Below are 13489 nucleotides of genomic sequence, written 5' to 3'. Positions count from 1 at the left end.
AACTTGCTGATAAAAATAAACCCCGCTGTATGCGGGGTTTATTTTTATTTAGAAACCTTTCATGGGGTTGGGGCCAAATACATCTAAGTCTTCGGCAAACTTATCGATGATCTTGGGCAACTCAGCATAATCCATGATATTGATTTGTACCATGCGAACACGGTCTGATTCTAAGCCAAGGCGATCCAAGGTTTCAGAAACTTTGGATAGACGTATTTCAGCCAACTCAGAGCCCTTCATGAAGTGGCACTGATAGTCATCGCCATGTTTGCAGCCTAACAGCATGACACCGTCAAAGCCCTTGGACATGGAGTCTGCAATCCATACCAGGTTCAAAGATCCAAGGCATCTTACAGGAATAATACGCACCCAGGAATTGTACTTCAGACGGTTGATACCAGCCATATCCAGGGCAGGCATCGCATCGTTTTCGCAGGCCAGGATAAGAATTCTTGGCTTTTCTTCATCCTCTTCAGGCACTTCTACTGCTTTAACCATGTTGCCAATCATGCCCACAGAGTAGTTTTTAAAGGAGATAATCCGCTCTGGGCAAGCTCCCATACAGGTACCGCATCTTCTGCAGCGGGTGGGGTTAGGCAGTGGGTTACCCTTTTCATCCTCGTTAATTGCACCAAAGGGACACTCTTCTGTACATCTCTTGCACTGGGTGCAGCGCTGTAAAGCGAATTCGGGATAGGATAGATCGCCGCTCCTTGGATGAACAGCTGCTCCACCGGCAGTAACTTCTACACATTGGATGGCTTTTAGGGCAGCACCGGCGGCGTCACTAACTGCTTTAGCCATATCCATAGGTGCCCTAACACTACCGCAGGCATAGATACCCGTACGGCGGGTTTCATAGGGGAAACAAATAAAGTGGGAATCTGGGAAACCATATTTCAAATTGGGCAGTTCGGGACCCTGTCTGTACTGTAGATTAAGGATATTTTCTGCAATTTCCTGATCAGCAGCAGCATCTTCGGCGGCTTTAGTGGAAGGAATCATACCGTTGGCCAGTACAATATAGTCCACCTCATCAACCATAGCATCGCCGCCCAGCAGCATGTCTTCCGCTTCCACCACTAACTTACCATCGGCTTCGCTAACCTCTTTAATTTCGCCTTTGATAAATACGGCGCCGCTTTCTTGGGCTGCCTTATAGAAATGCTCATATTGACCAGAACTACGAACATCCTTATAGAATACATAGGTCATAGCTTCAGGAGCCAGTTCCTTGAGTATTAAGGTTTGCTTCAGGGTTTCAACGCAGCAGGCCGCGGAGCAATAGGGCAAACGCTCAGCATCTCTGGAGCCAGCGCATTGGATGAAAACAACTTTTTGTGCATCAATATTACCGGACTTAGCCATTTCTTCGAAGTCAGCCTGGGTAATAACGTTGGGGTATTTGCCATAACCCAGATAATCCAGGTTTTCAACGTTTGGCTTGGCACCAGTGGCCAGCACAATCGCTCCAACTCTTTCAGCAGCGATGTTGCCACCCTGATTAATTTCCGCATCAAACATACCGGGGCCACCGGCAATTTTATCAATTACAGCACCGGTATAAACCTTAATGTTGGAATTCCCTTCGATCTCAGCCACACGGCCGGCAACATTGGGATCCTCTGGCGCGGTAAAGGGAGCAGCCATCGGAGTGGTTTTGTAAACTTTGTTTAACCAACCGCCCAGAGCAGCTTCTTTTTCTACCAGAACTACGGAATAGCCAGCTTTACCAGCTTCTAAAGCTGCTGTCATACCAGCTAAGCCGCCCCCAACAACCAAAACGGTCTTGGAAAGGTTTTCGCCAATATAGGGAGCAGGTACTTCTGAGGCTTTTGTTTTTTCACAGCCCATACGAATCTGGTCTTCAGCCAGCATTTGGGTATCTTCGTCATCGGCCTCATGACTCCAAATAACTTGTTCACGCAGGTTTACTCTCTCCAGATAAACACCGGGGAAATTAAACACATCACCGTTTATACGGTTGGAACAGGCTGCAATGATCACACCATCCATAGCCTGCGCTTCAATTTCAGCCTTGATTAAATCTACACCTTCCGCAGAGCAGAGGTAGCCATGTTCTTTGCAAGCAGGAACTTTATATTCCTTAGCTGCCACTTTGGTTAAAGCCGCTGTGTCGAGGGCTTCGCCAATGCCGCAACCAGTACACATGAAAAACCCTAGTTTTTTAGCCATTGTCTTACCCCCTTACCGTAGATTGGATGGCTTTTAGAACAGCAGCGGTAGCACTTTGCACGGAAGAAGCAACATCACCGGGTTTGGCAACACAGCCCGCAGCATAAATACCGGGTACGGAACCACTCTGAACAAAACCGTCTACATCATAAGCTACTTCCGCTGGCAACTTAGCAGCAGCGGTAGTAGGTGCCATACCAGTGGCCAATACTACCATGTCATACTTCAGTTCGGTAACTTCCTGAATACTTTGATCCTCAGCAAAAACGATAACATTTTTAGCCTCATCCTCGGTTATTTCGGAAGGCTTGCCCTTAATCATGGTAATATCATATTCTTTAATCTTATTAAAGAAGTCTTCGTGCTTACCCATGGCCCGGATATCCATGTAATAAATGGTAACCTTGGCATCCGGATATTGTCTCTTGACATAATCGATTTGCTTCAGGGTTGCCATACAGCAAACGGAGGAGCAAGCTTGCTGGTGATTTTCATCACGGGAACCGGCACACTGTACAAAGGCAATGTTTTTCGGCTCAGCTCCATCTGATGGGCGAACAATTTTACCCTGGGTAGGTCCTGTATAGGAAGCTAGTCTTTCCAATGTAATATTGGAAACCGCATTGGCAACAGTACCACTGCCATAGTTCGCTAGTTTTTCCACTGGATAGGAATCCCAGCCAGTGGCCCAAATAACAGCTCCTACATTCAGGTTCATCGTCTTAGCGGGCATGTTTAGGTCTACAGCCTTCACTTCACATACTTCAACACACTTACCACAAGAGGCTCCGGTGCAGGCAGTGTTATCAATGATATATTTCATTGGAAAAGCAAAGGGTTGGGGCAGGAAAATTGCTTTGGTTTTATCAAGACCAAAGTTAAAGGCATTGGCACTTTCAACCGGGCATACTTCCGCGCATTTACCACAGCCTGTACAACCCTCGGTCACATAACGGGGATTCATCTTGACTGTGACATCAAAATTACCCTCTTGACCAGCAATATTTTCAACCTCTGCTAATGTAATAACATGAATCTTGGGATTCTTTTTAATTCTTTGAAAATTAATTTCCAAGCCGCAGTTTGGCGGGCATAATTTGGGGAAATATTCGTTAATTTGAGATACTTTACCGCCTAAGTAAGAATTCTTTTCAACTAAGAATACTTCATAACCCACTTCGGCAGCTTCCACAGCAGCGGTAATACCACTTATACCGCCACCTACAACTAATATGCTTTTATTTGCCATTTTCTCACTCCCTAGTCCAGTTGTTAACAATGCTTGGATAGGTGATAAAAATCGTAAAAATAAGGCCATGCCAGGTATTGGGAACTTCCAGCTCCCGCCTGGCTAATATTAGGTATTATCTGATATTAGCCAGGCGGAAGCCACTGTTTTATAACTAAAAATATAAAAGCAAAAAAGCCAGGCACCCTCTTGGCCACCTGGAGTAAAGGGCCCAATAAGCGTTTTGCACCCAGGCCATCTTTTTTTAATAGCCCGTGGCCGCAGGGCCACGGGCCGATAACTATTCAGCTATCTATTTAACTATAAGGTACTTAATTAGTCAACCAGACGGATGATGGGGCGTTTAATCATTTCCCAAGCATTGTTGGCTGCATCGTATTTGCAGTTACAGAATACTTCCCACTCGGGATCCAACTTGGGTAGATCAGCACGCATGTAGTAGCCGGGGAAACGAGTTTCTTCACGGAACAGCAGAGTACGAATGTGGGACTCAGCCTGTAGAGTCCTATGAATGTTTTCCCAACATCTCATTAACTCGTGTAGGTCACGTGCAGCAAGCTTTTCGCCGTCTTCTTTCAGCATTCCTAATAACTCAAGACCAACGCCCAACAGAGTCTTGGAGGTGGTAAAGTTAGCAACAACACCGCCAGCATACTCGTCCATCATCTTCTGAAGACGGAACATGTACATCTTGGGCAGGATGTAGTTGGGGTTAACATCAGGATCGGTGGAGAAACCACTGAACTGTTCAAAAGTAGCCAGAGGCTTCAGAATCTTAGCTTTTAATTCTTCAACTTTGGCATCGTCAAGGTTGGGCTCTTGGTTGTTTTCTACTACGAAACGAACCATGGCCTTACCAGCAATACGTCCTTCAGCGTGGGAGCCGGAGGAGAACTTGTGGCTGGAAGCACCGGAAGCGTCGCCGGCAGCAAACAGACCCTTAACGGTGGTCATGTTGGTGTAACCCCACTGATATTCAGCAGGAGCGATGTCGGCAGGACCGGAAACCCAAGCACCGGAAGCACCGGAGTGAGAACCGATGAAGTAAGGTTCAGCAGCAGCGATTTCAGAGTGCTTTTCTTCGGGAGCGATGTTGGAAGCAGCCCATAACAGAGCCTGAGCAATGGTCATATCTAGGAAGTCTTCCCAAGCTTCGCTTTCAAGTTCTTTCATTTTCTTCTTGAAGGCTTTGGGATCGTCTTCGTATTTCTTAGCTAAGTTAGCAATCGCTTCGTCGGTCTCCATGAACAAGGGGCCTTTGCCATCGCTTACATCCAGCATACCAAGATAGTTACGCAGGTTAGCAGGGATCGGCTTAACTTTGCCATAGGGACCCCAGTTGTCTAATTCAGAGCGACGGGTAACCATATACTCTTCGCCGAAACCGTTAACAGCACGGGATTTGAAGAGCAGGAACCAAGCGCCTACAGGGCCGTAAGCATCTTTAAAGCGTACAGGAATGAAACGAACTTCTTGACAGGTCATTTCAGCACCAGCAGCCATTGTGAAATATGCAGAGGAACCAGAGCTGAAAGGAGGATACCAGGAACGGCCTAAACCTTCACCAGTGGAACGAGGCTTAAATACGCCTACTGCGCCACCCATGGAAGCTAGAACGGCTTTAGCCTTGAATACATATATCTTGTCTTCACGGGTGCTGAAACCAATAGCACCAGCGATTCTGTCGCCATCCATGATGGGCTCACAGATGTATACACGCTCATAAATGTTGTCTGTGCCAATGGCAGTCTTAGCAGCTTCCGCAACGATAATCTTGTAGGATTCACCGTTTAACATGATCTGCCAGCGGCCACCGCGAACGTAGTTGCCTTCGTCGTTGGTCCAAATGGGAAGACCCCATTTTTCAAACAGGTGAACGGAAGAGTCAACGTGACGGGCGATGTCAGCGACTTGGTCATCACGGGCAATACCCATTAAGTCGTTCTTAACGTATTTTACATAGTCCTCAACGGTGTTTTCGCCTTTAGCTACACCTAGATATTGGTTAATAGCGGACAGACCCATGGCAACAGCACCAGAACGGTCCATGGCAGCTTTATCAACCAAAGTAATTTTTATGTCGCCTTGTTTCTTAGCCCAGTAAGCTGCTTCAACGGCTGCGCCGCAGGCTGCCATACCGCCACCAAGAATAAGAATGTCGGTATTAACTACTACAGTTTCAAAGTTCGGCATTATTTTTAACCTCCTCCGATAGTTAATTATCTCAATTACTTCTTCAGGCCAGGAAGTTCAGCAGTACCGGTGGAATAGGGCTCGGTGAAGAGCAACTGGTTGTTTAAATCTTCTTGGTCTAGAGTATAGCCACCGTCAGGAACAGCGGAACCTTCTTCAGTGGTACGGATGGGGAACTTAAAGCGCTTCAGCATGCCATTACGGAACTTAACGGTCCACATAATGCTGTCGGAGCTTCTGAGGGGCACACAGCTGGCACCCATGGGAACGAAGTCAGCGTAACCACGAACGTCAATAGCCTGTTGAGGGCAAATCTTAACGCAGCAGTAGCATTCCCAGCATTGGGATACGTCACGGTTGGTGGCTTTCATTTTTTCTTTGTCCAGAACCATCAGATCGTTGGGGCAGATGTACATGCAAGCGGTTTTGTCTTGACCTTTGCAACCATCGCACTTTTCAGCAATTACAAAGCTAGGCATTTTTTTACCTCCCTATTGCTTAAATTTAAAGACTTTACGTCTTTAATTGCTAATTAAAACACACCTTGTCTAATATAATACTCCCTCACTACCACGACACTTTCGTTTTTCGGAAACTCCGAAGGGTTTGCAAACAGAACCCATCTTAAGACTAAAAATTTTCTTATGATATAGTGGTGTTCGCATATGAACAACCACCATATCAATTTATTTAGTATTTTTTGTATTAAGACAAGGTTTGTCGTTCTACCGACAGCTACGAAATGTCGAATGTTGTAGAATATGTGAGAAATCGAGGTTGACTCGTTTTATTTACATTCTACTATCAGCAGGGAATTTTAAGTTAGGCTTAGTTGTTATCTAAACTTTGATAGTACTTAGTGAGGATTTCAAGTACTTCTTTACGTCCAAACTCCAGCGGTGGCAGTTCGCCGCGGCCAAACATTTCGCGAACTTTGGTGCCACTGATAGCAATGCGATCTTCTGGGCCGTGTGGGCAAGACTTTTCTGTTGCCATGCCTTGGCACTTGGTGCAGTAGTAAGCAGAGGTTACTTTGATGGGCTGGCAAAGAAGTTCGCCGGGCTTGAAGGCATCAAAGATTTCCTGAGCTTGGTATGCAGTGTAGTAGCTGCCTACACCAGCGTGGTCACGACCAACGAGGATGTGGCTGCAGCCAAAGTTTTGACGGAAGATAGCGTGCAGGATAGCTTCTTTAGGACCAGCATAGCGCATTTCCATGGGATATACACGCATTTCGATGGTCTTTTCGTTAAAGTAATATTTCATGTGGGCTTTGTAAGCTTCGAAACGTACTTCGGCGGGAATGTCACCCTTCTTTAGTTTACCAACGATGGGGTGTAGGAACAGGCCGTCACAAACTTCGTTACCGATTTTGCACAGGAACTCGTGGGAGCGGTGCAAGGGGTTACGGGTTTGGAATGCGCAAACCGTATTCCAGCCTTTGGATTCAAACAGGGCACGGGTTTCTGCTGGGTGAGCATAGTAGCCAGCATACTTGGTAGCATAGCCCATTTCGGAGAAGGTTACGATGTCGCCACCGATGTAAACTTCGCCTTGCTCCATTACTTTCTGAACGCCAGGGTGCTCAGCATCATCGGTAAAGAAAGAAGCTTTGCATTCTTTAACTTTGTCATACTCGTATTTTTCAGCTACGGTAATAATACCAACATAAATGCCAGTCTCATCGTCAACCAGAGCTTGCTCACTGCCAATTTCAATGTTAGCAGCTTGTTCCTTGGTAACTGCCAAGGTTACAGGCAGAGGCCAAGCTAAACCGTTGGCTAGGTGCATATTATCTACAACACCTTCGTAGTCGGCTTGCTTCATAAAGCCAGTCAGAGGAGAGAATGCACCCATGCCGAGCATCAAGCAATCGGAGGATTCCCGAGAACTCATGCGGATTACGGGCAGTTTTTCAGCTTTTGCTTGCATTTCAGCACGCTGTTCCCTAGGTACTAAAACCGGGGTCAGTTTGCCACCATGGGGTTGAACTAATGCCATTAATAACGCCTCCCTTATTTAATGTAACAATTTGGACTTAGTCCTTATTTTGTGAATCCAAACACTTATGGAGATGCACCACTTGGCTGATGTTTTTTCTGCAAGGGGCTATCTAACCAATTTTTCAATCAACTAACCTGCCAGGATTGCTTATTGCTAAGTTGGTTAAGATTAAGTCGAGTCACATTTTCTGAACGGCAAAGGATTTGCTCTGTCGAAAAACGCAACTTTTTATTTGAATACCCCACTGCATTCACAACATCCCCACCCCTATCTATCTAAAGTGGGTACCGGAAGGTACTTTTTTGTCTTGTTTGTGATTTTCTTTACTTTCTCTTATTCTATCTATATTTTGATATTCCTGCTAACTTTCATAAATTTTATAAGATTTTGTGCAAAAAATAATTATCTTTTTCTACTTTTTTCTACATTATGCCCCAAGGCTTTGGAGTGCCTTGTCCGGTGATACAATGCAATATTCCAGAGCAGCTTTCTTTTTATCTAAACCAAAAGCCAAAGCCATGAGCTGGGTAAAGAATAATACCGGTAGGTTATAGTTCGTGCCATATACTTTATTGACTTTAATCTGATAGGCGTCTAGGTTCATTTGACACAGGGGACAAGGGGTTACAATTAGGTCAGCTCCTGCATCATGGGCACTTTTTAAGATGGGATATAGTGCAGATATCGTTACCTCAGGAGAACTTAAAGCCATTGCACCTGTGCAGCATTTGAGTTTGTGAGAAAAATTAACAGGTTCTGCGCCCAAGGTGTCAATTATGTTATCTAAAAAGGTAGGGTTTTCCCAGTTGTCAAATTCCCTCAGGGCCCTTACTGTTTGGCAGCCCACATAACCAGCTACTTTTAGTCCCTTTAAGGGCTTGACCACTTTAGCGGCAATGTTTTCTAAACCCACTTCAGACACCATTACATCCAACAGCATACGCACATTCAGCCCACCGTGATAACTAAGACTGTCTTTACTGAGGGCATCATTGGCATTTGCCTTAAAATGCTCACTGTTGAACTTCTTATTTACGTTCCCCAATATAGCATAGCAGGAACTACAAGTTGTAACAACATCTTCTGGACCTGTTTTTTCAGCCAAGGCCAAATTTCTGGAAGCTAATACATCGGCCGCAAATTGGCCAATGACACTGGATGTCACGGTTGAGCCGCAACAATTCCAATCTTCAATTTCTTTCATTTCCAACCCCAGAAGTTTTGCCACTTCTAGAGCGGAGTGATGGTAACTAACGGCTGTCCCCTCACTGGCACAGCCAGGGTAAAATGTGTACTTCATAACTAGTGGCCACCCTCCCTTTGGGCAATTTCTGAAGCTCGTTCTAATATTGCTCTGAGTTTGTCAGGGTTTTTGACACCCTTTGGGGGTAAAAGGGTCAACCGGCGATGAAGCATCATATTTTTACCAACATCTTGCAAATCTAAGGCCATCTTGATAAATCTGCCCAGACCAATTTTTAAACCATAGTTTAGTGTGAGTCCACCTTCCCAAATGCGTCCTCGCTTGGCAACATCCTTGGCATAAACTTCAGCCATAGCCTGGGAATCGTGACTATAACCATTCTCCACCGCTAGGTGCCGCAAGTCATGCATTACATCCATCATGGGAACTCCACGGGGACAACGACAGGCACATGTATAACATGAAGTACATAACCACATCGTATTGGCCTTAAGAACTTCATCCTTATGACCTGCCCGAATCAGCTGAATTATCCGTCTTGGGGAAAGATCCATTTTTTCTTTGAGGGCGCAGGTTGTGGGGCAAATACCACATTGCATACACATCTTAACCCATTTACCATTTTCCATCCCATAGACTTTTTTGGTAAATTTCGAGTCATATTTCACCACGGCCCTCTTCGTTGCAATCGCTTCTGACATTGAATTCCCTCACTTCCCTTCGGGCACTCTTAAACTGTTAACTGGCCAAAAGCAAGCGGACATTCAATTATGCAGCCCTTCGGCCTTGTGAATATCCGAACACACACAAGCACAGTTATGCCTCCAGACACCTCCTTGTTTCGTTCTTTAAATAAATATAACGCATTTAGGAATTACCTTAATAATTGAAATTTATAACACTAATTTGACGATTTAAGGGGTTTCTTAATTTAACTATAGCACCACCGTTTTTAGTTGACAAGCAGAGATATCACTAAATTTCTTTAAAAAGTTTAATATTTATGCTTTTTTCTCGCAATTACTCTGTAAACTTGTCGTTCACGCGACCTTTGCTTGTGCTTTATTTAACTATAAATTCTAGATCTATAATTCTAGGTGATTATATATTATCCTTTAATTTTTTACAAAAATCTTTTTATTAACTTCTTTTTATTCCTGCATCGCCAGCCAGCCAGTTATTTGTTATAATTAGTACATAGTCAGGAAAAAAATTTAAGGAGATGAATCTATGCTGCAACAGGTGGAATTATATTCTGCTCTTAGCAAAGCTGACCAAAACAACTTTTTTACTAAGCTCTCCGAAGTCTATGAAAAACTCCCTAAAACGTCCTGCATCGGCTGTGCTACATGCTGCAATTGGGGTAGTCCCCCTGCTTTCTTTATTGAATATTTAAATTTGTATAGATATATTCGGGACAAGCAAAAATCAGAATGGAAAAACATTGTAAAAAAGTCTGCGGAATATTTTTATCTGGAATTAGTCGATCGCAATCAAAAGTGTCCTTTTTTAAATGAAAGCAATCAGTGTTCGGTATATGAGGTGCGCCCCTTCACTTGCCGTTCTTACGGCCTGTTATCAAAAGAAGATTTTGAAACAGGTAACCGCGGTTTGCATCAACTGGCCAAGAAGATTAAAGAAGAATATGACCTGGTTATCCCTCAGGAAATAATTGATTACGAATTGCCTTGGTGTGATAAAGTTACTTCTGATATGGGTTCTTATTTGGCAAAATCTACATTAGCAGGTTATGCCGCTCAGATCGGAACCTTAGATTGCTATTATTTTTCCCAGGACCTAGTAGACCAAGAGGGTACACTGCTCCCCTACCCGATACATCTGGCAAATACGATTTTAGGGTCCGGTGCACGGTCTCGAAAAATAAAAGTAATGAAACAATATAATGAAGGAAACAGAGAATTGCTGGATAGTATATTGGACAAGGCCTTCGCTTTTCAATTCTAGGTTTCAGTTACCTTTGGGGAGGATTTCCTTTACCCGTGAAGAAATTAACATTAGGAGGTAGATATCATGGCAAAAATCAACGAAGCCCTCGATATGTGTGTGGAATTAGGAAAGATCTTGTCAGAAACGGATGAATATCTCAATATGAAGCAAGCTGAAACGAACCTACTGCACGACCAAAATGCCCGCAGCCTAGTTGAGGGCTTACAAAAGCTACAAATGGAAATACAACAAAAGAAATTGGCCGGTCTTCCATTAACAGAAGAGGACAAGCAAAAAATGCAGGAAACAGAGGCTAAGGCCATTGAAAACCCTGTGGTTAAAGCTTCCTTTGAGGCCCATGAAAAGTTCCAAGGCATCATGTCCCTCATCAGTACGAAGATTCGTGAGGGCATCCGCGCCAAAGAGCAACCAGCAATGACTGAGGATGATACTAACTAAAGAATAACTAAAAAAACAATGACATGCTTCGTGCAGGTCATTGTTTTTTAGTTATTCTTTGGCCGCTTCAAATTTATAGCCGACTCCCCAAACGGTTTTAATTAATTCCGGTCTGGCTGCATCCCGTTCAATCTTTCTTCTTAGTCTACGAATGTGTACGGTAACGGTATCTTCGTCACCTTCAAAGTGACTTTCCCAAATCTGCTCAAGGAGTTGCAATCTGGAAAAAATCTGATTAGGATGTGATGCCATCAACCAGAGCATATCAAATTCCTTTGCTGTCAGAGTGACCTCCTGTCCCCATACACGGACTAAACGAGTGGCATATTCAATGTAAAAATTGTTATACTCTAATATTTCCTTGTTTTTATTCCCAGGTACTGGCTTGCTTCTTCTGAGCACTGCTTTTACCCTTAGGGCCAGTTCCGCCGGACTAAAAGGTTTGGTCTGATAATCATCTACACCCATTTTAAAACCAACTATCTTATCCACAACGTCATCTTTGGCGGATAAAATTATGATGGGTACATCGACTTTCGCTTTAATTTTCTGGGAGGCCTCTAAACCGTCAAGTTTAGGCATCATGATATCCATAATAACAAGGTCTGGCTTCATGGTTGTGGCTATTTGAACTGCCTCTTCCCCATCTTTAGCGGTAATAACTCTGTACCCCTCTTGCTCTAAACTATGAGAAACAATCTTGACAATTCTATGATCATCGTCCGCAATTAATATTGTTCCATTGCTCATGATTACCCACTACCCTCCAGAAACACATTTATTACTAAATACTTCGGAAACATTTAGCTTATTCCTTCTATAATTACTAATTATTTTTTTCCACTTTTAAATAGTACTATTTTGGCGTATCCTTTCCGATGCTCTCTATCCCATTTTATTAGACATTTATCCACACAAACACCGCCTTGTCCACAGACTTATACACAGTTTATCCACTTAAGCTCGAAAAACTTAGCTTGCATTTTTAATAATCATTGCGTAAGTGGAAGCATAGCATTGGTATTTTAGGTAACAATATCTTATACTTTCTGATCGTATAAAAAGAGTGGAAATTGGGTGATTTATATTGAGGGAGAAAAAGTATTGCTTAAACTGTAAGAGAAATGTTACACCGGTTAAAAAATGGTCCTGGGCTTGGTTCCTAGCCCTGATACCAATTTACCCTATTTACTACTATTATTTTGCACCAAAGATTTATTGTCCCTTCTGTAATCAGAAATCATTAGAAAAACTTGGCTTGCGTCATACCCTAAAGGGCACGAAAGTCCCTAGACGCGGGTGGCAGCCCTAGTTTTTCTCTTCTCCTAGCATCCTTCCTATTTTTTAGTTTCTGCTAGTGAAAAACAATCCCGCTCCATTGGGGCGGGATTGAGCTTTTATGCTAACTTTAAATAATTGATGATAGCTACGGTAAAGAATAGGGAATTCAAGATCTCCACCTGACCGATTTGCAACGGGGACATTTCTCTTTTGGTGAGGGCAGTGGAGCGAGCAAAACTAGGCAAATACGCAAGGGCAAGCAAAAACTCGGATAGAAAAATAGGTAATAACACCAGCAAACCATGATAAAGCCACGAGTAATAGAGAAATACGGTATTATTCCTTTCACGTATCTTTGTTTTAACAAAGAACACGCTGCCACCAAAAAACAACACACAAAAAAGCCAAACCCAGAAGGCTTCCTCTGTCCAAGCACCTACGGCTACATAGATACTGGCCACAGACCCCAGGGACAAAGCTGCTATACCACTTAAATTATTTACAAATTCCCGCTCACGCTTCACCCTTGCAAAATATAGGTTTGCCCCTAATAGAGGTACCATCAGCAAACCCAGGGACAATAATTGCCAATGATAGTAAAGGGGAATCATGAGAAACGTCGTCCCGATGATGCTATATATAGCAAGCCATTTTACAGGTTTATTGGTTTGTTGTGGATTTCGAAAAAGCATCCGCAGTGGGCAGGAAGATAAATATAGGAAGAACCAGCCTAAAAAAAGGGGCAAATGCAACCAAGTCGGTCCATAAGGGACTACTCCCACTACAAAGGGCACAATTAGCATGGCCCAAGCACCATGTTCCTTTGGCAAAACAATAGACATATAAAATCACCTCATAGGTTAGTATAGTGAATTGCCAAAGGGATGTATGTGCTACGGATTACACTTGGATGATAATCTAATAATATCTTGCCGATGGATAAACCTTTATGTGAT

11 protein-coding genes are annotated in these 13489 nt (G+C 43.6%); 2 read left to right on the top strand and 9 right to left on the bottom strand.

Annotation, left to right across the window (positions count from 1 at the left end; translation table 11 throughout):
- Positions 1–48: 48 nt before the first annotated feature.
- The 7 genes from V6C11_RS07825 to V6C11_RS07795 form a co-directional block, all read right to left on the bottom strand.
- Positions 49–2196 carry a hydrogenase iron-sulfur subunit gene (locus V6C11_RS07825; RefSeq protein ID WP_333530581.1) on the bottom strand — a complete coding sequence of 716 codons (2148 nt, stop codon included), beginning with the start codon at positions 2194–2196 and terminating at the stop codon, positions 49–51.
- Positions 2197–2200: 4 nt separating this feature from the next.
- Complete coding sequence (locus tag V6C11_RS07820; protein WP_333530580.1) at positions 2201–3445, bottom strand: CoB--CoM heterodisulfide reductase iron-sulfur subunit A family protein; 1245 nt, start codon at positions 3443–3445, stop codon at positions 2201–2203.
- A 315-nt stretch (positions 3446–3760) separates the two neighbouring features.
- Positions 3761–5638 (bottom strand): adenylyl-sulfate reductase subunit alpha, encoded by a 1878-nt coding sequence (aprA, locus tag V6C11_RS07815; RefSeq protein ID WP_333530579.1) that lies wholly within the window; start codon positions 5636–5638, stop codon positions 3761–3763.
- 35 nt (positions 5639–5673) lie between these two features.
- Positions 5674–6117 carry an adenylyl-sulfate reductase subunit beta gene (aprB, locus tag V6C11_RS07810; protein ID WP_333530578.1) on the bottom strand — a complete coding sequence of 148 codons (444 nt, stop codon included), beginning with the start codon at positions 6115–6117 and terminating at the stop codon, positions 5674–5676.
- Positions 6118–6466: 349 nt separating this feature from the next.
- Positions 6467–7639: a sulfate adenylyltransferase gene (gene sat, locus V6C11_RS07805; protein WP_333530577.1), complete on the bottom strand. Its 1173-nt coding sequence runs from the start codon at positions 7637–7639 to the stop codon at positions 6467–6469.
- A 430-nt stretch (positions 7640–8069) separates the two neighbouring features.
- Positions 8070–8942, bottom strand: coding sequence for a CoB--CoM heterodisulfide reductase iron-sulfur subunit B family protein (locus V6C11_RS07800; RefSeq protein WP_333530576.1), 873 nt, complete (start codon positions 8940–8942; stop codon positions 8070–8072).
- Between the two features lie 2 nt (positions 8943–8944).
- Positions 8945–9547: a 4Fe-4S dicluster domain-containing protein gene (locus tag V6C11_RS07795; RefSeq protein WP_333530575.1), complete on the bottom strand. Its 603-nt coding sequence runs from the start codon at positions 9545–9547 to the stop codon at positions 8945–8947.
- Positions 9548–10076: 529 nt separating this feature from the next.
- On the opposite strand from V6C11_RS07795, the gene V6C11_RS07790 reads away from it, so the two are divergent.
- Complete coding sequence (locus V6C11_RS07790) at positions 10077–10811, top strand: YkgJ family cysteine cluster protein (protein WP_333530574.1); 735 nt, start codon at positions 10077–10079, stop codon at positions 10809–10811.
- A gap of 66 nt (positions 10812–10877) precedes the next feature.
- Positions 10878–11252 carry a YlbF family regulator gene (locus tag V6C11_RS07785; protein WP_333530573.1) on the top strand — a complete coding sequence of 125 codons (375 nt, stop codon included), beginning with the start codon at positions 10878–10880 and terminating at the stop codon, positions 11250–11252.
- Between the two features lie 51 nt (positions 11253–11303).
- Here V6C11_RS07785 and V6C11_RS07780 read toward each other — a convergent pair whose 3' ends face one another.
- Together V6C11_RS07780 and V6C11_RS07775 are read right to left on the bottom strand one after the other, a co-directional pair.
- Positions 11304–12002 (bottom strand): response regulator transcription factor, encoded by a 699-nt coding sequence (locus tag V6C11_RS07780; RefSeq protein WP_333530572.1) that lies wholly within the window; start codon positions 12000–12002, stop codon positions 11304–11306.
- A gap of 647 nt (positions 12003–12649) precedes the next feature.
- Positions 12650–13375 (bottom strand): YwiC-like family protein, encoded by a 726-nt coding sequence (locus V6C11_RS07775; RefSeq protein ID WP_333530571.1) that lies wholly within the window; start codon positions 13373–13375, stop codon positions 12650–12652.
- Between the last annotated feature and the right edge of the window lie 114 nt (positions 13376–13489).

Origin of the sequence: Desulfotomaculum sp. 1211_IL3151 (assembly GCF_036763075.1) — a bacterium.
Taxonomy (GTDB): Bacteria; Bacillota; Desulfotomaculia; order Desulfotomaculales; family Desulfotomaculaceae; genus Desulfotomaculum.
The sequence above is the reverse complement of the archived record's forward strand: the minus strand, read 5'-3'. Positions and strand labels throughout refer to the sequence as shown.

Coding starts and splice junctions, on each gene's coding strand:
- V6C11_RS07785 (WP_333530573.1), top strand. CDS start 10,878: ATGGCAAAAATCAACGAAGCCCTCGATATGTGTGTGGAATTAGGAAAG.
- sat (WP_333530577.1), bottom strand. CDS start 7,639: ATGGCATTAGTTCAACCCCATGGTGGCAAACTGACCCCGGTTTTAGTA.
- aprB (WP_333530578.1), bottom strand. CDS start 6,117: ATGCCTAGCTTTGTAATTGCTGAAAAGTGCGATGGTTGCAAAGGTCAA.
- V6C11_RS07825 (WP_333530581.1), bottom strand. CDS start 2,196: ATGGCTAAAAAACTAGGGTTTTTCATGTGTACTGGTTGCGGCATTGGC.
- V6C11_RS07820 (WP_333530580.1), bottom strand. CDS start 3,445: ATGGCAAATAAAAGCATATTAGTTGTAGGTGGCGGTATAAGTGGTATT.
- V6C11_RS07800 (WP_333530576.1), bottom strand. CDS start 8,942: ATGAAGTACACATTTTACCCTGGCTGTGCCAGTGAGGGGACAGCCGTT.
- V6C11_RS07795 (WP_333530575.1), bottom strand. CDS start 9,547: ATGTCAGAAGCGATTGCAACGAAGAGGGCCGTGGTGAAATATGACTCG.
- V6C11_RS07775 (WP_333530571.1), bottom strand. CDS start 13,375: ATGTCTATTGTTTTGCCAAAGGAACATGGTGCTTGGGCCATGCTAATT.
- V6C11_RS07780 (WP_333530572.1), bottom strand. CDS start 12,002: ATGAGCAATGGAACAATATTAATTGCGGACGATGATCATAGAATTGTC.
- V6C11_RS07790 (WP_333530574.1), top strand. CDS start 10,077: ATGCTGCAACAGGTGGAATTATATTCTGCTCTTAGCAAAGCTGACCAA.
- aprA (WP_333530579.1), bottom strand. CDS start 5,638: ATGCCGAACTTTGAAACTGTAGTAGTTAATACCGACATTCTTATTCTT.